Consider the following 16043-nt stretch of genomic DNA (forward strand, 5'->3'; position numbering starts at 1 on the left):
TTAACCTAAAGTTCTATTTATATCAAAATCTGAATCCGAAAGTCCGTAATGTCCTTCATTTCCGCACCAAGGACATACATTATAACCGTCACCAGACAAACAATGGACACCACCACAAACACAAGTTGCTACAGAGTAATTATTTCCACAACAAGGACAACTTGGATTACCACGAAGTTCTTGTGATGATACTTTTAATGAATAGTCTCTATCTGTAGAAAACTCCTTATAAGAACTTTCATCTATTCTGAATGCTCCTTCCGCAACATAATTCTTCGATTGTAATCCCCAAAAGCCAGAGTCTGTAAATTCTCTCTTAAACTTAATTAAATACATCTTCTCTGTCTTAGAACATTTCCCATTTAAAACAACAAATTGATCATCAGCAATAGAATGACTCTTAGTTAAATCAATTTTTTCTACTACATTGGAGTTTATTTTACCTAAATCTATTGAGTCCACATTAGAATTAACATTCACACTTGTAGCTTTTATAGATGCAGTGACCCAATTAAAAAATGTACTATAAGATTCTGAATTTGTATTATTAAATTGAAGAACATGCTCAGTTAACTTACCTAATAAATTATAGTTAGTATTATCTCCAATAGATATGGCTACTAAACTAGCTTTCTTTCTATAACTATCATTCCACTTAGCAATAACCCTTTCTGTTACATCCACACTATCAGTAGGTACACCATCAGTAAATAAAAACACTACTGGTTTCCAATCTCCTTTGCGTTCATACGTTGTTGTAATCAAATCATTATCAAAAGACTTCATCAACTCCTCCAATCCATTAGCTAAAGATGTTCCGCTCCCAATAGGTATTTTTGGCGGATAGAATGTAATAACCTCTTGTAGTGACGTAATTATACTGCTTTTACCTGCAAATCCAATAATACAAATAGAAACCGTTTCCAACGCATATGGATCTGTCTTAAGTTCTTTGATAATCGTTGCTATTCCCTCTTGCACTTGTTCAATAGGGTCTCCAACCATTGATTCAGATACATCAATCAAAAAATATATAGGTAGTCTTCTCATTATTATATGATTTAAATACATAATACTTCCTAACTAGAGCATAACGCTAATTAGGAAGTATTATCTACAATAATTAAAAATTAAAGTTTAACTCTGAAGGTGGAGCTGGTAATGTTAAAGACTCTCCTGTACCTTGTGATTTATTCCCCATTTCAATAGAGGAACTAACCCATTTAAAGAAAGAAGTAAGCGTGCTAGCATCTGTCGTATCAAGTTTAACAACATTAGGTGTCAATTCTTTCAAAAATGAAACCTCTGCTTTTGGTCCAGCAGCGCACCCCACTATCACACTAAAATCTAAGTCTTTAATCTTAGGCACAAACTCTCTATACTTTAATAAATCCGAAGGTTTTCCATCAGTAAAAATAAATAATAACGGTTTCCAATCTCCTTTTTGAGTTGTTGTTCCTTTTATCAATTCTTTTTCAACTAAATTATAAACCATTTCTAGCCCCTCTCCTGTATGTGTAGGTCCACTTTGAGGGCACATAATTTCGATTGGTTGATACTTACTAAGTTCTATTAATGGAACAATATTTTCAACCTCTCTATTAAAAGTTACAACACTTAAACACAATGACTCCATAGCTTGAGGATCCATACGTAACATATTAATAAGTCCATTAAATGCATTATTTAATGCCTGTATAGGTTCTCCATACATAGAACCAGATGTATCTAGTAAAAAATACGTTAGTAATCTTCTATTCATAATTTATTATAGTATAAATACATTTTTGTCTAACTGAACTAAGTAATAGCATCTTAAAAACCACGTCCGTCTAAATTCAGTTGTAGCATAGCTTTTAGGACTTTCGTCTCTTCATCTATTGAAAAAGAGTTACTTAAAAAATTCATATTATCTAATATCTCTCGATATTTACTTAGCACATCTAGTACTTCAACTGAAAGAACCTCTCTAACTCTTTTATTTTCTAGAACAAGTCTCTCGTTTTTTATTGTTAAATCTTGAACTATGTCATTTTTATAAACATTATGGGATTTATCCAACACACCACCTTTATCCTCATTTAGAAAATAAAATGTATTATTATAAACATTGAATACAAATTCATCATCACTCTGAAAAATTCTAAACAGTTCATAATACGTTGTATTACAAATATACCCACACACAAATCGAACTTTAAATCCACTTATGTTTAGCCTTCCCATCAATCTACTTTCAACCTTAACATTTCTATACTCATAATAACGAAGATCCTCTTCTCTTTCAAAGCTTGCACTATCCTCCCAATCACGGTAATAATCAGCAGCATACATACTTGAAAAAGAAGAAAGATCTGTTATTATATTTTCTGAATCCTCTCCAATTAATCTATCATAGACATCTGCTAAATAGTCTCCTACTTTAGAACTATAAAACTTTCGTTCAATCTCAAAATCATTTTCTGTTCTACTAATCTGAGCATATCTATTAATAAACTTATTATTAACCTCTATCTCTTTTAGGTTTAGAACTATCTGAGACTCTTTACGCCTTTTAATTTTAGTAAGTAATTCTAATAAACTATCTGTAAATTGAATATGAAAGAGTTCTAGCTTATTATAATCTAAAGTTTCATCATCACTTTCTTTAAAGATTGTATGTATTAACTCTGTTTTTATAAAGACACTAATCAGATCAGCTTGTTTATAGAAATTGCTAAGAAGCTTTAATCTTACGATTCTTCTCTGACTATCTCTTAATATTAAATCATTTTGAGTCAATTACTTATACTATGAATTCTTTAAATTATTTCTCAATTCTGTTTCAAGCTTTTGCAAATCACTATCTAACTGTTTTCTGCTAAGGGCTCCCTCATTCTGAATTTTCTTCACATCATTTAATGTATTAATTAATGATGCTGTTGTCTCTCTCAATGTCTCAACAGATACAATAGTACGTTCGTTAGCTTGAGCCACTTGTCGGCTATTTTGTCCTAATCGCTCTGCATTCTTACGTAAGATCTCTTCTGTAGTAGAAGATATCTTTTCTTGTATCTCTATATGTTGCTGTTGTCTATGCATTGCTACAGCTAGAGTTAACTGATTCTTCCATACAGGTAATGTAGTCGTTAGAATAGTCTGTGCTTTTTCAGCTATAGAAATATTATTACTTTGAACTAATCTTACCTGTGGCAATGACTGTAGAATAATAAGACGAACTACTTTTAAATCTGCTAATCTTCGATCTAACCTATTAACAAAGTCTCTCTTATCAGATATTTCATAATCCTGATATTGATCTGGTTTAGTTTCCATCTCCATCAACTCTGTTCTAGAACGCTCTAAACGCATACTTCCAGCTATGATATACTTTTCTAATTCTTTTACTGAATGAACATTAGAATCAAAAATAGTTTGTAAAACAGCATTGTCCTTCGCAGAATTGATAATTCCAGCATTTACCTTATGAGATATAGAGTCAATATTGTTTACAATCTTATCATATTTAGCAAAAAGGTTTTCCACCTCAGTAACTATTTTTTTCATGAAAGGTAATTTTCGCAAAAAACCCTTTAGCTTATTTTGCTGTAATTCATCTACATCTACGTAGTTAAGCTCAATTAACAATCCATTAATTAATTCTCCTACTTCTCCAGAATTAGAACGTCTCACATTACTTAAAAAAGAATCACTTTGACTTGCTAAACTAGATTGCAATTCTGATCCATAGTTCAGTATTGAATTAGGATTACTCTCATCAATAGAATTAGCAACAATTTCATATTCACTAGTATCTACTTGTGCTAGGTTATCAAGCGCTACATTTCCTTCTTTATCTATTAATATTAATTCTTGCTTATCCATATTCAGAAGTTTTACTGATATTTTTCTACATATGCACCTAAACCATCGCGTTGTCCACTACCAACAGCCTCGAATTTCCATTCTCCATTTCTTTCATATATTCTTCCGAATTCAACAGCAGTTTCGATAGAGAAGTCCTCGTCTAACTCATATTTTAATAATTCTTCTTTAGAATTAGTATCTACAATACGTATAAATGAGTTCCTAACTTGTCCAAAGTTTTGTTTTCGTGATTCTGCTTCATGAATAGTTACTACCACAATAATCTCTTTTACCTTTGAATCTATTTTAGTCAAATCAATTAAAATTTGTTCATCATCCCCATCTCCATCTCCAGTAAGATTATCTCCAGTATGAATAACTGCTTCCTCAGGTGATTTAAGATTGTTATAAAAAATAAAGTGACTATCACTAACTAATTTTTTATTTTCTCCTAATAAAAATACCGATGCATCTAAATCAAAAGCACCTCCTGTAGATGTTTCATTAACATCCCATCCTAATCCTATTGTAAATTTTGGAGCGTTAATATTTTGTCTTTGCCCCTTTTGTAAGTTAATTGCCATAATAAAGTTTTTTTAAATTTATTTGATACTCTTCTAATAAGTGATAATCATTACTGATCGCCAAGTCAAACATCTTTGCCTTTCTATCTTCTCTTATATGATTTACCACATAATTAAACTGATTGTAGTCTAGATTAAGGATATATTTAATAACACGTGTATTAAATCTAAAACTATCTGAATTAATAAGATTTACTAATGATTCAGCACTATTAATGGTATAGTAATTAAAGAAATTCTCTATTCTAGGATCAAGATTGGCATTAACCACTTCTGCGTAATAAAGAAATAAAAAGGTTCCTTCTACTTTATACTCATTAAGAATTTTCTTAACTGTATATTCATGACTACCTGTGATCTTAATATCATCTAAAAAGATGCATAGCTTATCCTTAAGTAATTCCTTATCTATATAGTAAGTATCATTCGCTATTAAATTCTTTCTATCTTCAAAAGATAGATTGCCATAATCTATGGTATAAGTTTGTTTTCTATGAATCTTACCCAACTTAGAAGATCCAAAACCTCTAAGGAATAGAAATCTATCTAACTCAACTTTGAAATAATAACACAAATAGTTCGACGCTGTTGGAATAGACATATATGGACTTGGAAAGATGTAAATATCTTCTCCCAAAATACTATCTGCATACTCTTCTATAAAACCTTGAAACAGTTCTTTAGCAAATTGTTCTGCTACATTAGTATTTCCAAATTTAAACACGCTATAATCAGAGGGACTAAAAGTAAATGTCACCTCATTATCTATTTTATATAAACTATATCTATCAACCATTCTTAACTAAATATGCACTAAAACCAAAATCTAAAGCCCCCTGATAATCCGATAAGTTATTATCTCCAATATGAACAATTTGTTTATCCATTATAGATACATCTACTTGATTGCGAACTAATTTATAAATCTCAGGATTAGGCTTAGATAAATTCACTTCATCAGAAAAAATCAAAAAATCAAAATATTGAAGTAAGTCGATTTCTTCTAAATATTTTTTAATTGTCCTCCCTTTTATAAATCCTGTATTGCTTAATATATTAAGTGTACACCCATGATCTCTTAACCTTAAGAAATCTGTTGAATTAAAGTGATCTAATAATACAGGAGGATAATTAAAAAACATCTTTTCAGATTCTAGATAAAACTCTTCTAGCTCTTTAAAAGATGGTAATACATTAAATCTACCAAGAATTAAAAGGTAAATTTCTAAAGTATCTATATTACCACCTGTTGTCTCATTAATTTTATTACACAATACGTCATAGTATCTCAATACTGAGCTAACCTCTTCTATAGATTCATTTATAGAAAAATAGTCTTTAAATAACTGAGCTCTTCTTGTCTTAAAATCAGGATGTGAACGAAATAATGTTAACCAGAGATCGAAAGAATAGTGTTTATACACCCTAGAATCTAAATTCATTACTATTTATAATCTCTTGAAATTCTATCAATAGTTTGAACGAATATATTATCCTCTGTAGGATCACCTATTGCATCAAACTTCCATTCTCCGTTTTTCTTGTATAACTTAGCTAAGATTATAGCTCGCTTATTTCTAAAGTTACTATCTGTAACTATATCAAAATTAGAGAACACACTGTTCACTCTAGATGGTGTTCCTTCATACATTCTAATCTTAGCAAAAGGTATTTGAGCAAAGTCAAAACTTTGTCCTTGATTTAAATAGATATTAATAAAGAAATATATCTTCTCTACTGAAGTATTTACTCTATTTAAATCTACTGTAATAACTTCATTATCTAATCCATCATCTCCTCCAACATCTCCTTGACGATCATCTCCACTATGACGAAGTGCTCCTTCGTAAGATTGTAATTTACCTAAAGGCAAATTATTTTGAGCTAACCATCCATTGTAATCTGGTGAATATAGCCAGTCAACAACATTACCAGATCCATCTAGCATTACGCAACTCAAGTCTAAATCAACATCTTCAACAACTTTCTTGGTACCAAAACCAAATAGTCCTGATTTAGTTGTCTCAATTGCTCCCCAGTTTACACCAATACAAAAATTAGTAAGTGATTCTCCTGATTCTTTTCTTAGGTCAATCTTTTGACCTTTCTGTAAATTAATAGCCATTTTTAATTATGTTTTATTTAATAATTGTTCCACTATAATACTTCTCTAAGAAGAATCCTAAATCTGCTTGATAACCAATCCCTGAAGCCTCAAATTTCCATCCTCCATTCCTTTTATATAATCTTCCGAATTCTATACCCGTTTCTATAGAGAAATCCTCATCCAGTTCATACTTTGCAATTTCTTCTCTTGTGTTATTATCTACTACACGGATATAAGAGTTTCTAACCTGTCCAAAGTTTTGTCGTCTCTCTTTAAAACCTTCTATTGTAACTACAAAAAGAATTTCCTCTACACGATTGTCTATTTTTCCTAAATCCACAATTATTGCCTCATCATCATCACCATCACTGTTTTTACCACTAGGATCATCTCCTGTATGAGTTAAAGCACCATCAGGAGATTTAAGATTATTATAGAACACAAAGTACTCTTCAGTAACAAGTTTTCGCTGTGCATCAATCATGATAGCTGAAGCATCTAAGTCAAAGTCATGTCCTGTACCTTCATTTGGATCCCAACCTAGACCAATAGTTAAATTGTTTAAACCAATATCAATCTTTTGACCTTTTACTAAATTAATTGCCATTTATTATCATCTTTTAAATTATACCTATCTCCTCATCTTACAATACTACACACTCCCAATAAATTATAAAACTTTTATAACTAAACACTAAATTATATTAAATAATTTAAACAATTAAATAAAACTTAAAATATTATTTACAAATAGCTATAATAGTAACTGCTATCACTTGTCAAGCGGTCTAACACATTAATCAACTACCTTTCCATCTCTAAACTTGATACGAGTTTTTCCATAGTGCCATATCTCTAGATCACCACTTGTAGTTATATCTGTAGGATCACCTTTAGCAGCCCATACATCATTCTTACTAGCTCCTAATCTAAATGCTCTTTTAGCAGGTGTTTGCTCTTTGCGATCATTCAGTTTTGCTACAGTCTCACTCTTTACAGATTCAGTAGCTTTTTTTACCACTTTCTCTTCGTTCTTTACTATTTGCTCAGTATTCGATTTGCTTACTGTTATTTCAGTTGCTTGTTTTTCTTCTTCTTTATCTACTAAAACTTGCTGCTGCTTCTCTTTCGCGACAATAATTTCACCTTTTGATTTTTCATATTCAGCATCATTATTAACTAAAGGTGTTTTCACTGCTTCTTCAGTTACTACCTCATTTGACTTTCCTTTATCACCATTTAAAGTAAAATAAGCAACCCCTCCTCCTCCAATAACGAGAATTCCAATCAAAACAAATAAAAAAATATAAGCAGTATTACTTTCCTTTACTGTTGTGACGCGACTCTCGCTAACAGAATGTTCTCTGTTAGGCAAAGCTGGTGGAGCATTATTTACAGGAGTAACTACTTCACTACGGATTGGTGCTCCAAATCCTCTTTCTAAATTATACTGCTCCCTCCTAGTTCTATCCCCTAAAACTTCAAAAGCCTCATTTAATTGCTGATACATAGTCTTTAAATACATACTATTAGGGTTGCTAGAAGGATTATATCTTGCAAACAATCCTTTAAACACACGATGTAATTCTTCATCTGACACAGTAGGATCAATACCTAAAACTTTGTAATAATTACTATTCTGATTCATTTTTTTAATTTAACTAAGCTCATTCTCTATTTTATAGATACAAACAATCTTCATCTGACATCAAAACAAGAAACAAACTTTTAACACAATTTGATAACAAATTTATAAAATAATAACATTTAAAAACTACAATATTCAAATATTTATTCTAAATGCATTAAATAAAAAAAGCACCATAAATACTAAGTATTTATGGTGCTTTTTTTATTTATATATAACCTAAGCGGTCAGTTCTTTTACTATGGAGTGCCACATAGGGGGCAAATTAGTTATACTTTTCCATTTTTCAAATCCAATATTTTTAACAATAACCACTGCCTCTGAAATCTGTCTTCTGGAAGCACTTTTATTTACTATTGCTTGAGCTATACTAGTTAATTGTCCGAATGCTTTGGTTTCCTCTATTCTCATAATCGCATCTCATTTATTTTAAAAAAAACTTACAAGAACAATCAATAAATATTCAATACTTATTCATTTATTCTAATTCTATTTATCCTTGCCTTCTTCATCTAAACCTAATAGTTTGTAAGAACACTATATCATAAAAACAAAAAAAATAATTGATAAAAAATAATTATTTTACAATATGATATCCTACGTTTTCATTAGATCTACCGATAAAGTCTTAAAATTTTAAATCTTTTATTAAGATAAGAATTTTTATAATCAATACAAAATTTAATGGGCTCTAAAATCTAATTTTAACCTATTCTTAGAAGATATGCATTAATAAAAGTTCTATATTCGAAGAAAATACTACAATTATGAGCCACAAAAAACTATTTGCAGGGAGTGAAATAATGGTACTAGCTGTACGTAACTTACTCGAAGAAAACAATATTCCTTATATTATCAGAGATGATATCGAATCTGCTATCAGAGTAGGATATGGAACATTAGATAAGGCTGTACATGTATTAGTAGAAGAAGAAAAGCTAGATAGAGCAAAAGCTTTACTAGAAGAAAACGATTTAAGAGAATAAAAAAGCACCTTAATAGGTGCTTTTTTATTGCTAACAACTCCTCTGAGTCGCGTATTTACTATAATTATTTATCTAGTTTTTTATTAATGATACGATCGTAGTAATCTTGTAAGAATGCCTTACACTTAACTTCCAGCCTAGTCATTTCTTTATTTTTTTTACTAATTAGATTTTTCGTTAACCCCTTATCATTGATATCATAAAAACCTGTTACTTCTTTTCCATTGAATCTTACAATGTAATCACCTTCTTGATAGGTATACTCATTCCCTCCAAAATTAATAGTAAACGGTGTAGAAACAGAATCGTTTAACAAGCTCCTCCCCCAACTTCTGAAAGGTTTATTATATCCTATAATATCTAACACCGTTGGATAAATATCTATCTGCTGTGCTAAGCTTCGGTTTTCACCTTTAAATCGTTCATCTGCAGAGTATATCATTATAGGGACTGCGGTTCGATTAACTAGCTCTTTATACTTATCGTAATAAATCTGATTAGTATGATCAGCTGTTATAATAAATATTGTATTCTTAAACCAAGGTTCATTTTTACTCTCTTCAAAAAATCTCTTGAATGAATAATCTGTATAACCAATTGTTTTGTGTATTTCTACATTCCCTAAAGGAAACTTTCCAATATATTTGTCCGGTACTATATAAGGCTCATGAGAAGAAACACTAAACATAGTGGCAAAAAAAGGTCCTTTCTTCTTATTTAAAGTCTCTCGCATAAACTGAAAAAATGGCTCATCCCATATTCCCCATGTACCGTCAAAATCATCATCATTATTATATTCAGTCATCCCATAGTAATTGTCATAACCAAGTATATTACCAAAGCCTAAAAAGCCCATAGAACCATTAACTGCTCCATGAAAAAAAGAAGTATCATACCCTTCACTATTCAACACTGAAACTAAAGATTCTATCTTCTGTGTTGGATAAGGTGAAGATGTAAAAGCATCCTTAAACGAAGGTATCCCAGCTATAATAGAAGATACACCGTGAAGGGACTTATATCCATTCGCAAAAGCATTCGTGTATATTAAACTATGGTTGGCTAAAGAATCTAAAAATGGAGTATAACTTTTATAATTAGGTATATCTGTGTCTTTATTGTACGCACCTATATACTCTCGACCAAAGCTTTCTGTAATAAACAATACTATATTAGGTCTACTAGGTTCGTTTGTATTATAATGCTTTACACCACTTACATATTGACTCACAGCTTTATCATCCATATAATCTACTAACTTATAACTAGTCTTACCAATGGTACGCAAAATAGCAAATGGAGTGTTTAAAACTAGATCTCCATGCTCTGGTTTATCAGTATATCTATTAGCATCTACTATATTGATAGGTCTAGTCTTTTTGGTAATTCCTCCTCGTATTCCTGCTATAACACAAAATGTAGATACCCCTAAAATAACTATACTAGATATGAAGTAGCTCTTTCTCGGACCTATAACTACAGGTTTCATCTTAACCCTTTTATATAAGAGTACCCATAAAGTAACACATACTATGTACAGAATTAGTACATGCCAATAATTAACCAAGAAGTTAGTAAATAGTTGTCCTTTATTATCTTCATGTTCTAAACTATCAAATATGGCTATAGTAGTCCTTGATAAAATATACTTATAATAGATAAGATCAATAAAGTTAGTAGCGTATGCTAAGAGATTAGGAATAAAATAGGCATAAAAAACTACTTTTTGATATCCAGGTTTAGTGTTGATAAATACTGGTATTATAGACAACAGGATAAACAAAATACTCATGTATAATATAGAAGCACTGTCGTAAGGTAAAGCATAAAATGCTAAAGATAATAACTGCCCTATTGAATCAATATTAAGTAAATCTGCATTATAAAAATAAAACAATAATCGAACTACAAAATAAAAGACATAAGCTAATAATAATCTATATAGCATAATCTTTATTTCATACGTTCTAAACGTATTGTGGGTCATAAATTGTAAGGTTAAATTGAAAAATTCTAGGCTAATTTAACCAAAACACCCCCTTAATAACTTAACCTAAGACAAGTTTAAGATTATTGTTTTTTTTTAATACAATTTTCACAAAAAACAAATACCAAAAGTTTGATTAATTCTACTGAAATTGACATATAATCTTACTTTTAGGCATCTATAAAAACCCCAAACAGCTAATAATAAAACACTTAACTAAAAAACAAAATAACAATTCAATAAAACAATAAATCCTTTTGAAATAAAGTTTTTATCAATAATAGGCTCTAATACTGTTAATATCAAACGTCCAAAGACATATTATTTAATAAATTTCAAAATAAAAGTAATTATATTTAATATTTTACAATTTAACCAAATAAACTCAATTAAAACAGAGCTCAGCACTTCTCTTTTTACTATTATTCCAAAAACAAAAAAGCACCTTGATTAAGGTGCTTTTCATATTCTTATTTATCTAATTTTTTATCTATAATACGTTCAAAGTAATCTTGTACAAATGCTTTACATTTCATCTCAATCTCTTCCATTTCTTTATTCTTCTTACTGATAAGATTAGTCTTTAATCCTTTATCATTAATATCATAAAATCCTGTAACTGTCTTACCATTAAATCGAACAATATAATTACCTTCTTGGTATGTATACTCATTACTACCATAATTAATTGTAAACGGTTTAGTTATCGTATCATTAACCAAGCTTCTTCCCCAACTTCTAAATGGTTTATCATATCCGATCAAATCTAATACAGTAGGATAAATATCTATCTGTTGAGCTAGTCGTTTATCAACACCCTTTAATCGCTCATCTGGAGTATATATAAGTATAGGTACAGCAGTGCGGTTAACAAGTTTCACATACTCTTCATAATCAATTTGATTAGTATGATCTGCAGTAATTATAAAAATTGTATTCTTAAACCAAGGTTCTTTACTACTCTCTTCAAAGAAACGTTTAAATGCATAGTCTGTATATCCTACTGTCTTGTGAATTGGTTGATTACCAACAGGAAATTTACCTTCATATTTAGCAGGGATATTAAATGGCTCATGTGAAGATACTGAGAACAATGTAGCGAAGAAAGGTCCTTTCTTTTCACTTAAAGTCTTTTTCATATATTGAAAAAACGGTTCATCCCATATCCCCCAAGTTCCATCAAAATCATCGTCATTGTTATACTCAGTCTTCCCATAATAATGATCATAACCTAAGATATTACCAAAGCCTAAGAATCCCATAGATCCATTAGGAGCTCCGTGAAAGAACGAAGTATCATATCCTTTAGATTTTAATGTAGATACTAGAGATTCTATCTTTTGTTTAGGGAATGGTGATGATGTAAATGCATCTTTAAATGAAGGAATACCAGCTACTACAGATGAAACACCATGTATAGATTTATATCCATTAGCAAATGCATTAGGGAATATCAAGCTATGCTGAGATAATGAATCTAAGAATGGCGTATAACTCTTGTAGTTCTTAATATTCATATCCTCGTTAAACGCTCCTATATATTCACGTCCATAACTCTCTGTAATAAACAATACAATATTAGGAGTACTAGGTTCATTTGTATTATATTGTTTAACACCACTCACATACTTATTAAGAGTAGCATCATCCATATAATCTACCTTCTTAAAACTAGTCTTACCTATAGTACGTAATATAGCAAACGGAGTATTTAATACAATATCAGCATGCTCAGGTTTTTCTACATATCTACTAGCGTCTATAATATTTAAAGGACGTGTCGATTTTTTTAGATCTCCTCTTACTCCAGCTACAAATCCAACACCTGTAATAACTATAATAAGAACACTAGATAACCAATACGATTTTTTTGCTTCAACTTTTATTGGTCTACTAAACTTCACGCGTTTATATAAGTATATCCAGGCAATACATAACCCGATACACAATAAAAACACATGCCAATAATTAACTAAGAAATTAAAAAACAATTGCCCTTTATTAGACTCATGTTCTAAACTATCAAATACCGCAATAGTAGTACGGGCATATATAAATCTATAATAAATAAAATCAATAAAGTTAGTCGAATATGCTATCAAATTGGGGATAATATAAACCCAAAAGACTACCTTTTGATACCCTTTTTTAGTATTTATAAAAAGTGGCAATATAGATAACAATATAAATAATATATTGACATAGAAAATAGCCATTCGATCAAAAGTAAGACCATGATATGACAGTTCTAAATACTGACCAAAAGAATCTACATTTAATAAATCACTATTGTAAAAATAGAATAGTGTACGAGCTATGAAATAAAAGAAAAAGGCTAAGAACAGTCTATACCCCAATACCAATACTTCATTTAATCGATAACGATTAGAAATCATAAGTTGTATTTTTTTAGAAACACAAACTTAATCATTTCTAAGATGAATTGTACTAGCATTTAGTGCATTTTAAATCAATTGAAAAATTCATCCTACATATAATATAGTATCCGCATTATATATATTCTTGATCTATATCTAGTCCATATTAAATAACAGAGTAGAGAGTATGTACTGTTTCCGTAGTGAAGCCGTTATTTCCACTAATTTAACGGAGTTACAGCGGACTTATAACGGAGTCACAGCGGAGTCATTCAAAACTTAATTAACAATGAAGACATACAGCTTTGAAGCCGTGCATAAAGATAAATTAGAATAAACTAATATAAAAACAGGTAAATACCCATAAAAGAAAAACTGTTAAGCTTTCATTTTATTCAGATATTACAAATATTCTTTTTATTCATATAAAGGTAGTTATTTATTTTTTTGTTATATTTATAAAACGTGATTTTCAATATATTATAAATTACATTTAGCTTCATAAGTATAATCCATACAATAACGAATAATGTAATTTAGAAGAAAATCAACTACAATAATATCAATTAATACAGATAAAAATTGCCAAGTACACACTAAATACAGAAAATCTTATATTTTTTTTGTACTTTGCGTTAGCTAATTAATGTAAACATGGTAAATCCTACAAGACTTTTTGATATTCCTTATTTCCAGAATGAACATTTTCCTCTGGAAGCCGCTTTAGTTACTAAAGTAAACGGAGTATGGGAAAAAACATCCTCTAAGGAGTATATAGATAAAGCAAACATGGTTTCGCGTGCCTTATTGCGTTTAGGTATAGAAGCGAATGATAAAATAGCTGTTATCTCTAGTAATAACCAAACTAAATGGAATCTATTAGACATTGGTATATTACAAATAGGTGCTCAGAATGTACCTGTCTATCCTACTATTTCGGCTGAAGACTATCAATATATTCTTAGTCATGCTGAAGCAAAGTATTGTGTAGTATCAGACCAAGAAATTTATGACAAACTTATAAGCGTTAAAGATCAATTACCACTATTAAAAGGTATATGTTCTTTTGATAAAATAGAAGGTTGTAAAACTTTTGATGAAATTTTAGAGTTAGGGCAAGATAATTCTAATCAAGAGGAAGTAGAAAAGATTAAAGCTACTATTACTCCTGATCACTTGGCAACATTAATTTATACTTCTGGTACTACAGGTAAACCTAAAGGAGTTATGTTATCTCATAACAATATCTTATCTAATGTATTAGGTAGCTGGGAGAGAGTTCCATTTGGTCGTGAAGATCATTATAAAGCACTAAGTTTCCTACCGTTATGTCACGTATTCGAAAGAATGCTAATCTATCTTTATCAGTACTCTGGTACATCAATCTACTACGCAGAGTCTATTGATAAAATGGGAGATAATCTGAAAGAAGTTAGTCCTAATGTCATGACAGTTGTTCCTCGTTTATTAGAGAAAGTGTATGATAAAATCTTCGCTACTGGATCAGCTTTAACTGGAATTAAAAAACGTATTTTCTTCTGGGCTTTAGAGCTTGGATTCCAATACAAACCTTACAATAGAGGCTTCTTCTATAACTTCCAATTAGGAATAGCTAGAAAACTTGTGTTTAGTAAATGGCAAGAAGGATTAGGTGGACAGATGAAAATTATAGTATCTGGTAGTGCTCCACTTCAAGCTCGCTTATCTAAAGTATTTAACGCTGCAGGAATACCAGTTATGGAAGGATATGGTCTTACTGAGACTTCACCTGTTATCTCTGTAAATGACAAAAGAAATGGAGGTCTTAGAATGGGTACTGTAGGTAGACCACTAAGTAATGTAGAGGTTAAAATTGCTGAAGATGGTGAAATTCTTTGCAAAGGACCAAACATTATGTTAGGATACTACAAGGATGAAGAAAAAACAAACAGTGTAATCAAAGACGGCTACTTTCATACTGAAGATATTGGTAAGATAGACGAAGATGGTTTCTTACATATTACTGATCGTAAAAAAGAGATGTTTAAAACTTCTGGTGGTAAATACGTAGCTCCACAGATGATTGAAAATATGATGAAACAATCTCGCTTCATAGAACAAATAATGGTTATCGGTGAAGGAGAAAAAATGCCTGCTGCATTTATTCAAATCAATTTTGATTTCGTTAAAGAATGGGCTCGTCGTAAACGCTATGACATTGGTACTACTAATCAAGAAATCGTGACTAACCCTAAAGTTATCGAACGTATAGCTGAAGAAGTAGAAACTGTAAATAAAAAATTTGGTAAGTGGGAACAAGTGAAAAAATTTGAACTTACTCCTGACGTATGGACTATTGACAGTGAACACCTTACTCCTACTTTAAAATTGAGAAGAAAAATTATTTTAGAGAAACATAAAGATTTATACGAGAAAATATATAGATCTTAAAAAATAAAAAAACATTTAAAGAATAAATATTTTAAAAATAGTATGCACGCATACTATTTTTTTTTATATTTGAATTA

General features: G+C 30.3%; 15 protein-coding genes. 2 read left to right on the plus strand and 13 right to left on the minus strand.

Going from position 1 to position 16043, the window contains the following annotated elements; translation table 11 throughout:
* The 11 genes from BMX53_RS09205 to BMX53_RS09255 all read right to left on the minus strand — a co-directional run bounded on the left by BMX53_RS09205 (window position 1) and on the right by BMX53_RS09255 (window position 8596).
* The gene (locus BMX53_RS09205; RefSeq protein WP_074745931.1) at window positions 1-1050 is read right to left on the minus strand and encodes a TerY-C metal binding domain-containing protein; all 1050 of its coding nucleotides are present in this window, start codon (window positions 1048-1050) and stop codon (window positions 1-3) included.
* A 73-nt stretch (window positions 1051-1123) separates the two neighbouring features.
* Window positions 1124-1762 carry a vWA domain-containing protein gene (locus tag BMX53_RS09210; protein WP_038986805.1) on the minus strand — a complete coding sequence of 213 codons (639 nt, stop codon included), beginning with the start codon at window positions 1760-1762 and terminating at the stop codon, window positions 1124-1126.
* Between the two features lie 53 nt (window positions 1763-1815).
* A complete protein-coding gene (locus BMX53_RS09215; RefSeq protein WP_074745933.1) occupies window positions 1816-2781 on the minus strand; it encodes a hypothetical protein in 966 nt (321 codons plus the stop codon).
* Window positions 2782-2790: 9 nt separating this feature from the next.
* Window positions 2791-3864: a toxic anion resistance protein gene (locus BMX53_RS09220; protein WP_038986807.1), complete on the minus strand. Its 1074-nt coding sequence runs from the start codon at window positions 3862-3864 to the stop codon at window positions 2791-2793.
* A gap of 11 nt (window positions 3865-3875) precedes the next feature.
* Complete coding sequence (locus BMX53_RS09225; protein ID WP_038986808.1) at window positions 3876-4430, minus strand: TerD family protein; 555 nt, start codon at window positions 4428-4430, stop codon at window positions 3876-3878.
* Complete coding sequence (locus BMX53_RS09230) at window positions 4420-5226, minus strand: phosphoribosyltransferase family protein (protein ID WP_074745935.1); 807 nt, start codon at window positions 5224-5226, stop codon at window positions 4420-4422. Before BMX53_RS09230 ends, BMX53_RS09225 begins: the two co-directional genes overlap by 11 nt.
* Entirely contained in the window at window positions 5219-5872 is a 654-nt protein-coding gene (locus tag BMX53_RS09235) for an HAD family hydrolase (protein WP_074745936.1), read from the minus strand. Before BMX53_RS09235 ends, BMX53_RS09230 begins: the two co-directional genes overlap by 8 nt.
* A 2-nt stretch (window positions 5873-5874) precedes the next feature.
* Complete coding sequence (locus BMX53_RS09240; RefSeq protein ID WP_038986811.1) at window positions 5875-6555, minus strand: TerD family protein; 681 nt, start codon at window positions 6553-6555, stop codon at window positions 5875-5877.
* A 13-nt stretch (window positions 6556-6568) separates the two neighbouring features.
* Window positions 6569-7144, minus strand: a complete 576-nt coding sequence (locus BMX53_RS09245; protein ID WP_038986812.1) for a TerD family protein — start codon at window positions 7142-7144, stop codon at window positions 6569-6571.
* A 189-nt stretch (window positions 7145-7333) separates the two neighbouring features.
* A complete protein-coding gene (locus tag BMX53_RS09250) occupies window positions 7334-8185 on the minus strand; it encodes a J domain-containing protein (protein WP_074745938.1) in 852 nt (283 codons plus the stop codon).
* 219 nt (window positions 8186-8404) lie between these two features.
* Complete coding sequence (locus tag BMX53_RS09255; RefSeq protein WP_038987827.1) at window positions 8405-8596, minus strand: hypothetical protein; 192 nt, start codon at window positions 8594-8596, stop codon at window positions 8405-8407.
* A 356-nt stretch (window positions 8597-8952) separates the two neighbouring features.
* On the opposite strand from BMX53_RS09255, the gene BMX53_RS09260 reads away from it, so the two are divergent.
* Window positions 8953-9171 carry a putative signal transducing protein gene (locus tag BMX53_RS09260; RefSeq protein ID WP_074745940.1) on the plus strand — a complete coding sequence of 73 codons (219 nt, stop codon included), beginning with the start codon at window positions 8953-8955 and terminating at the stop codon, window positions 9169-9171.
* A 64-nt stretch (window positions 9172-9235) separates the two neighbouring features.
* On the opposite strand, the gene BMX53_RS09265 is transcribed toward BMX53_RS09260, so the two are convergent.
* The gene (locus BMX53_RS09265) at window positions 9236-11158 is read right to left on the minus strand and encodes an LTA synthase family protein (RefSeq protein WP_074745942.1); all 1923 of its coding nucleotides are present in this window, start codon (window positions 11156-11158) and stop codon (window positions 9236-9238) included.
* Window positions 11159-11628: 470 nt separating this feature from the next.
* Window positions 11629-13554, minus strand: a complete 1926-nt coding sequence (locus BMX53_RS09270; RefSeq protein WP_074745944.1) for an LTA synthase family protein — start codon at window positions 13552-13554, stop codon at window positions 11629-11631.
* Window positions 13555-14190: 636 nt separating this feature from the next.
* Between BMX53_RS09270 and BMX53_RS09275 the strand changes: the two genes are divergently transcribed.
* Complete coding sequence (locus tag BMX53_RS09275) at window positions 14191-15966, plus strand: AMP-dependent synthetase/ligase (protein ID WP_038987833.1); 1776 nt, start codon at window positions 14191-14193, stop codon at window positions 15964-15966.
* Window positions 15967-16043 lie beyond the last annotated feature (77 nt).

The organism is Myroides marinus, from assembly GCF_900109075.1.
Taxonomy (GTDB): domain Bacteria; phylum Bacteroidota; class Bacteroidia; order Flavobacteriales; family Flavobacteriaceae; genus Flavobacterium; species Flavobacterium marinum_A.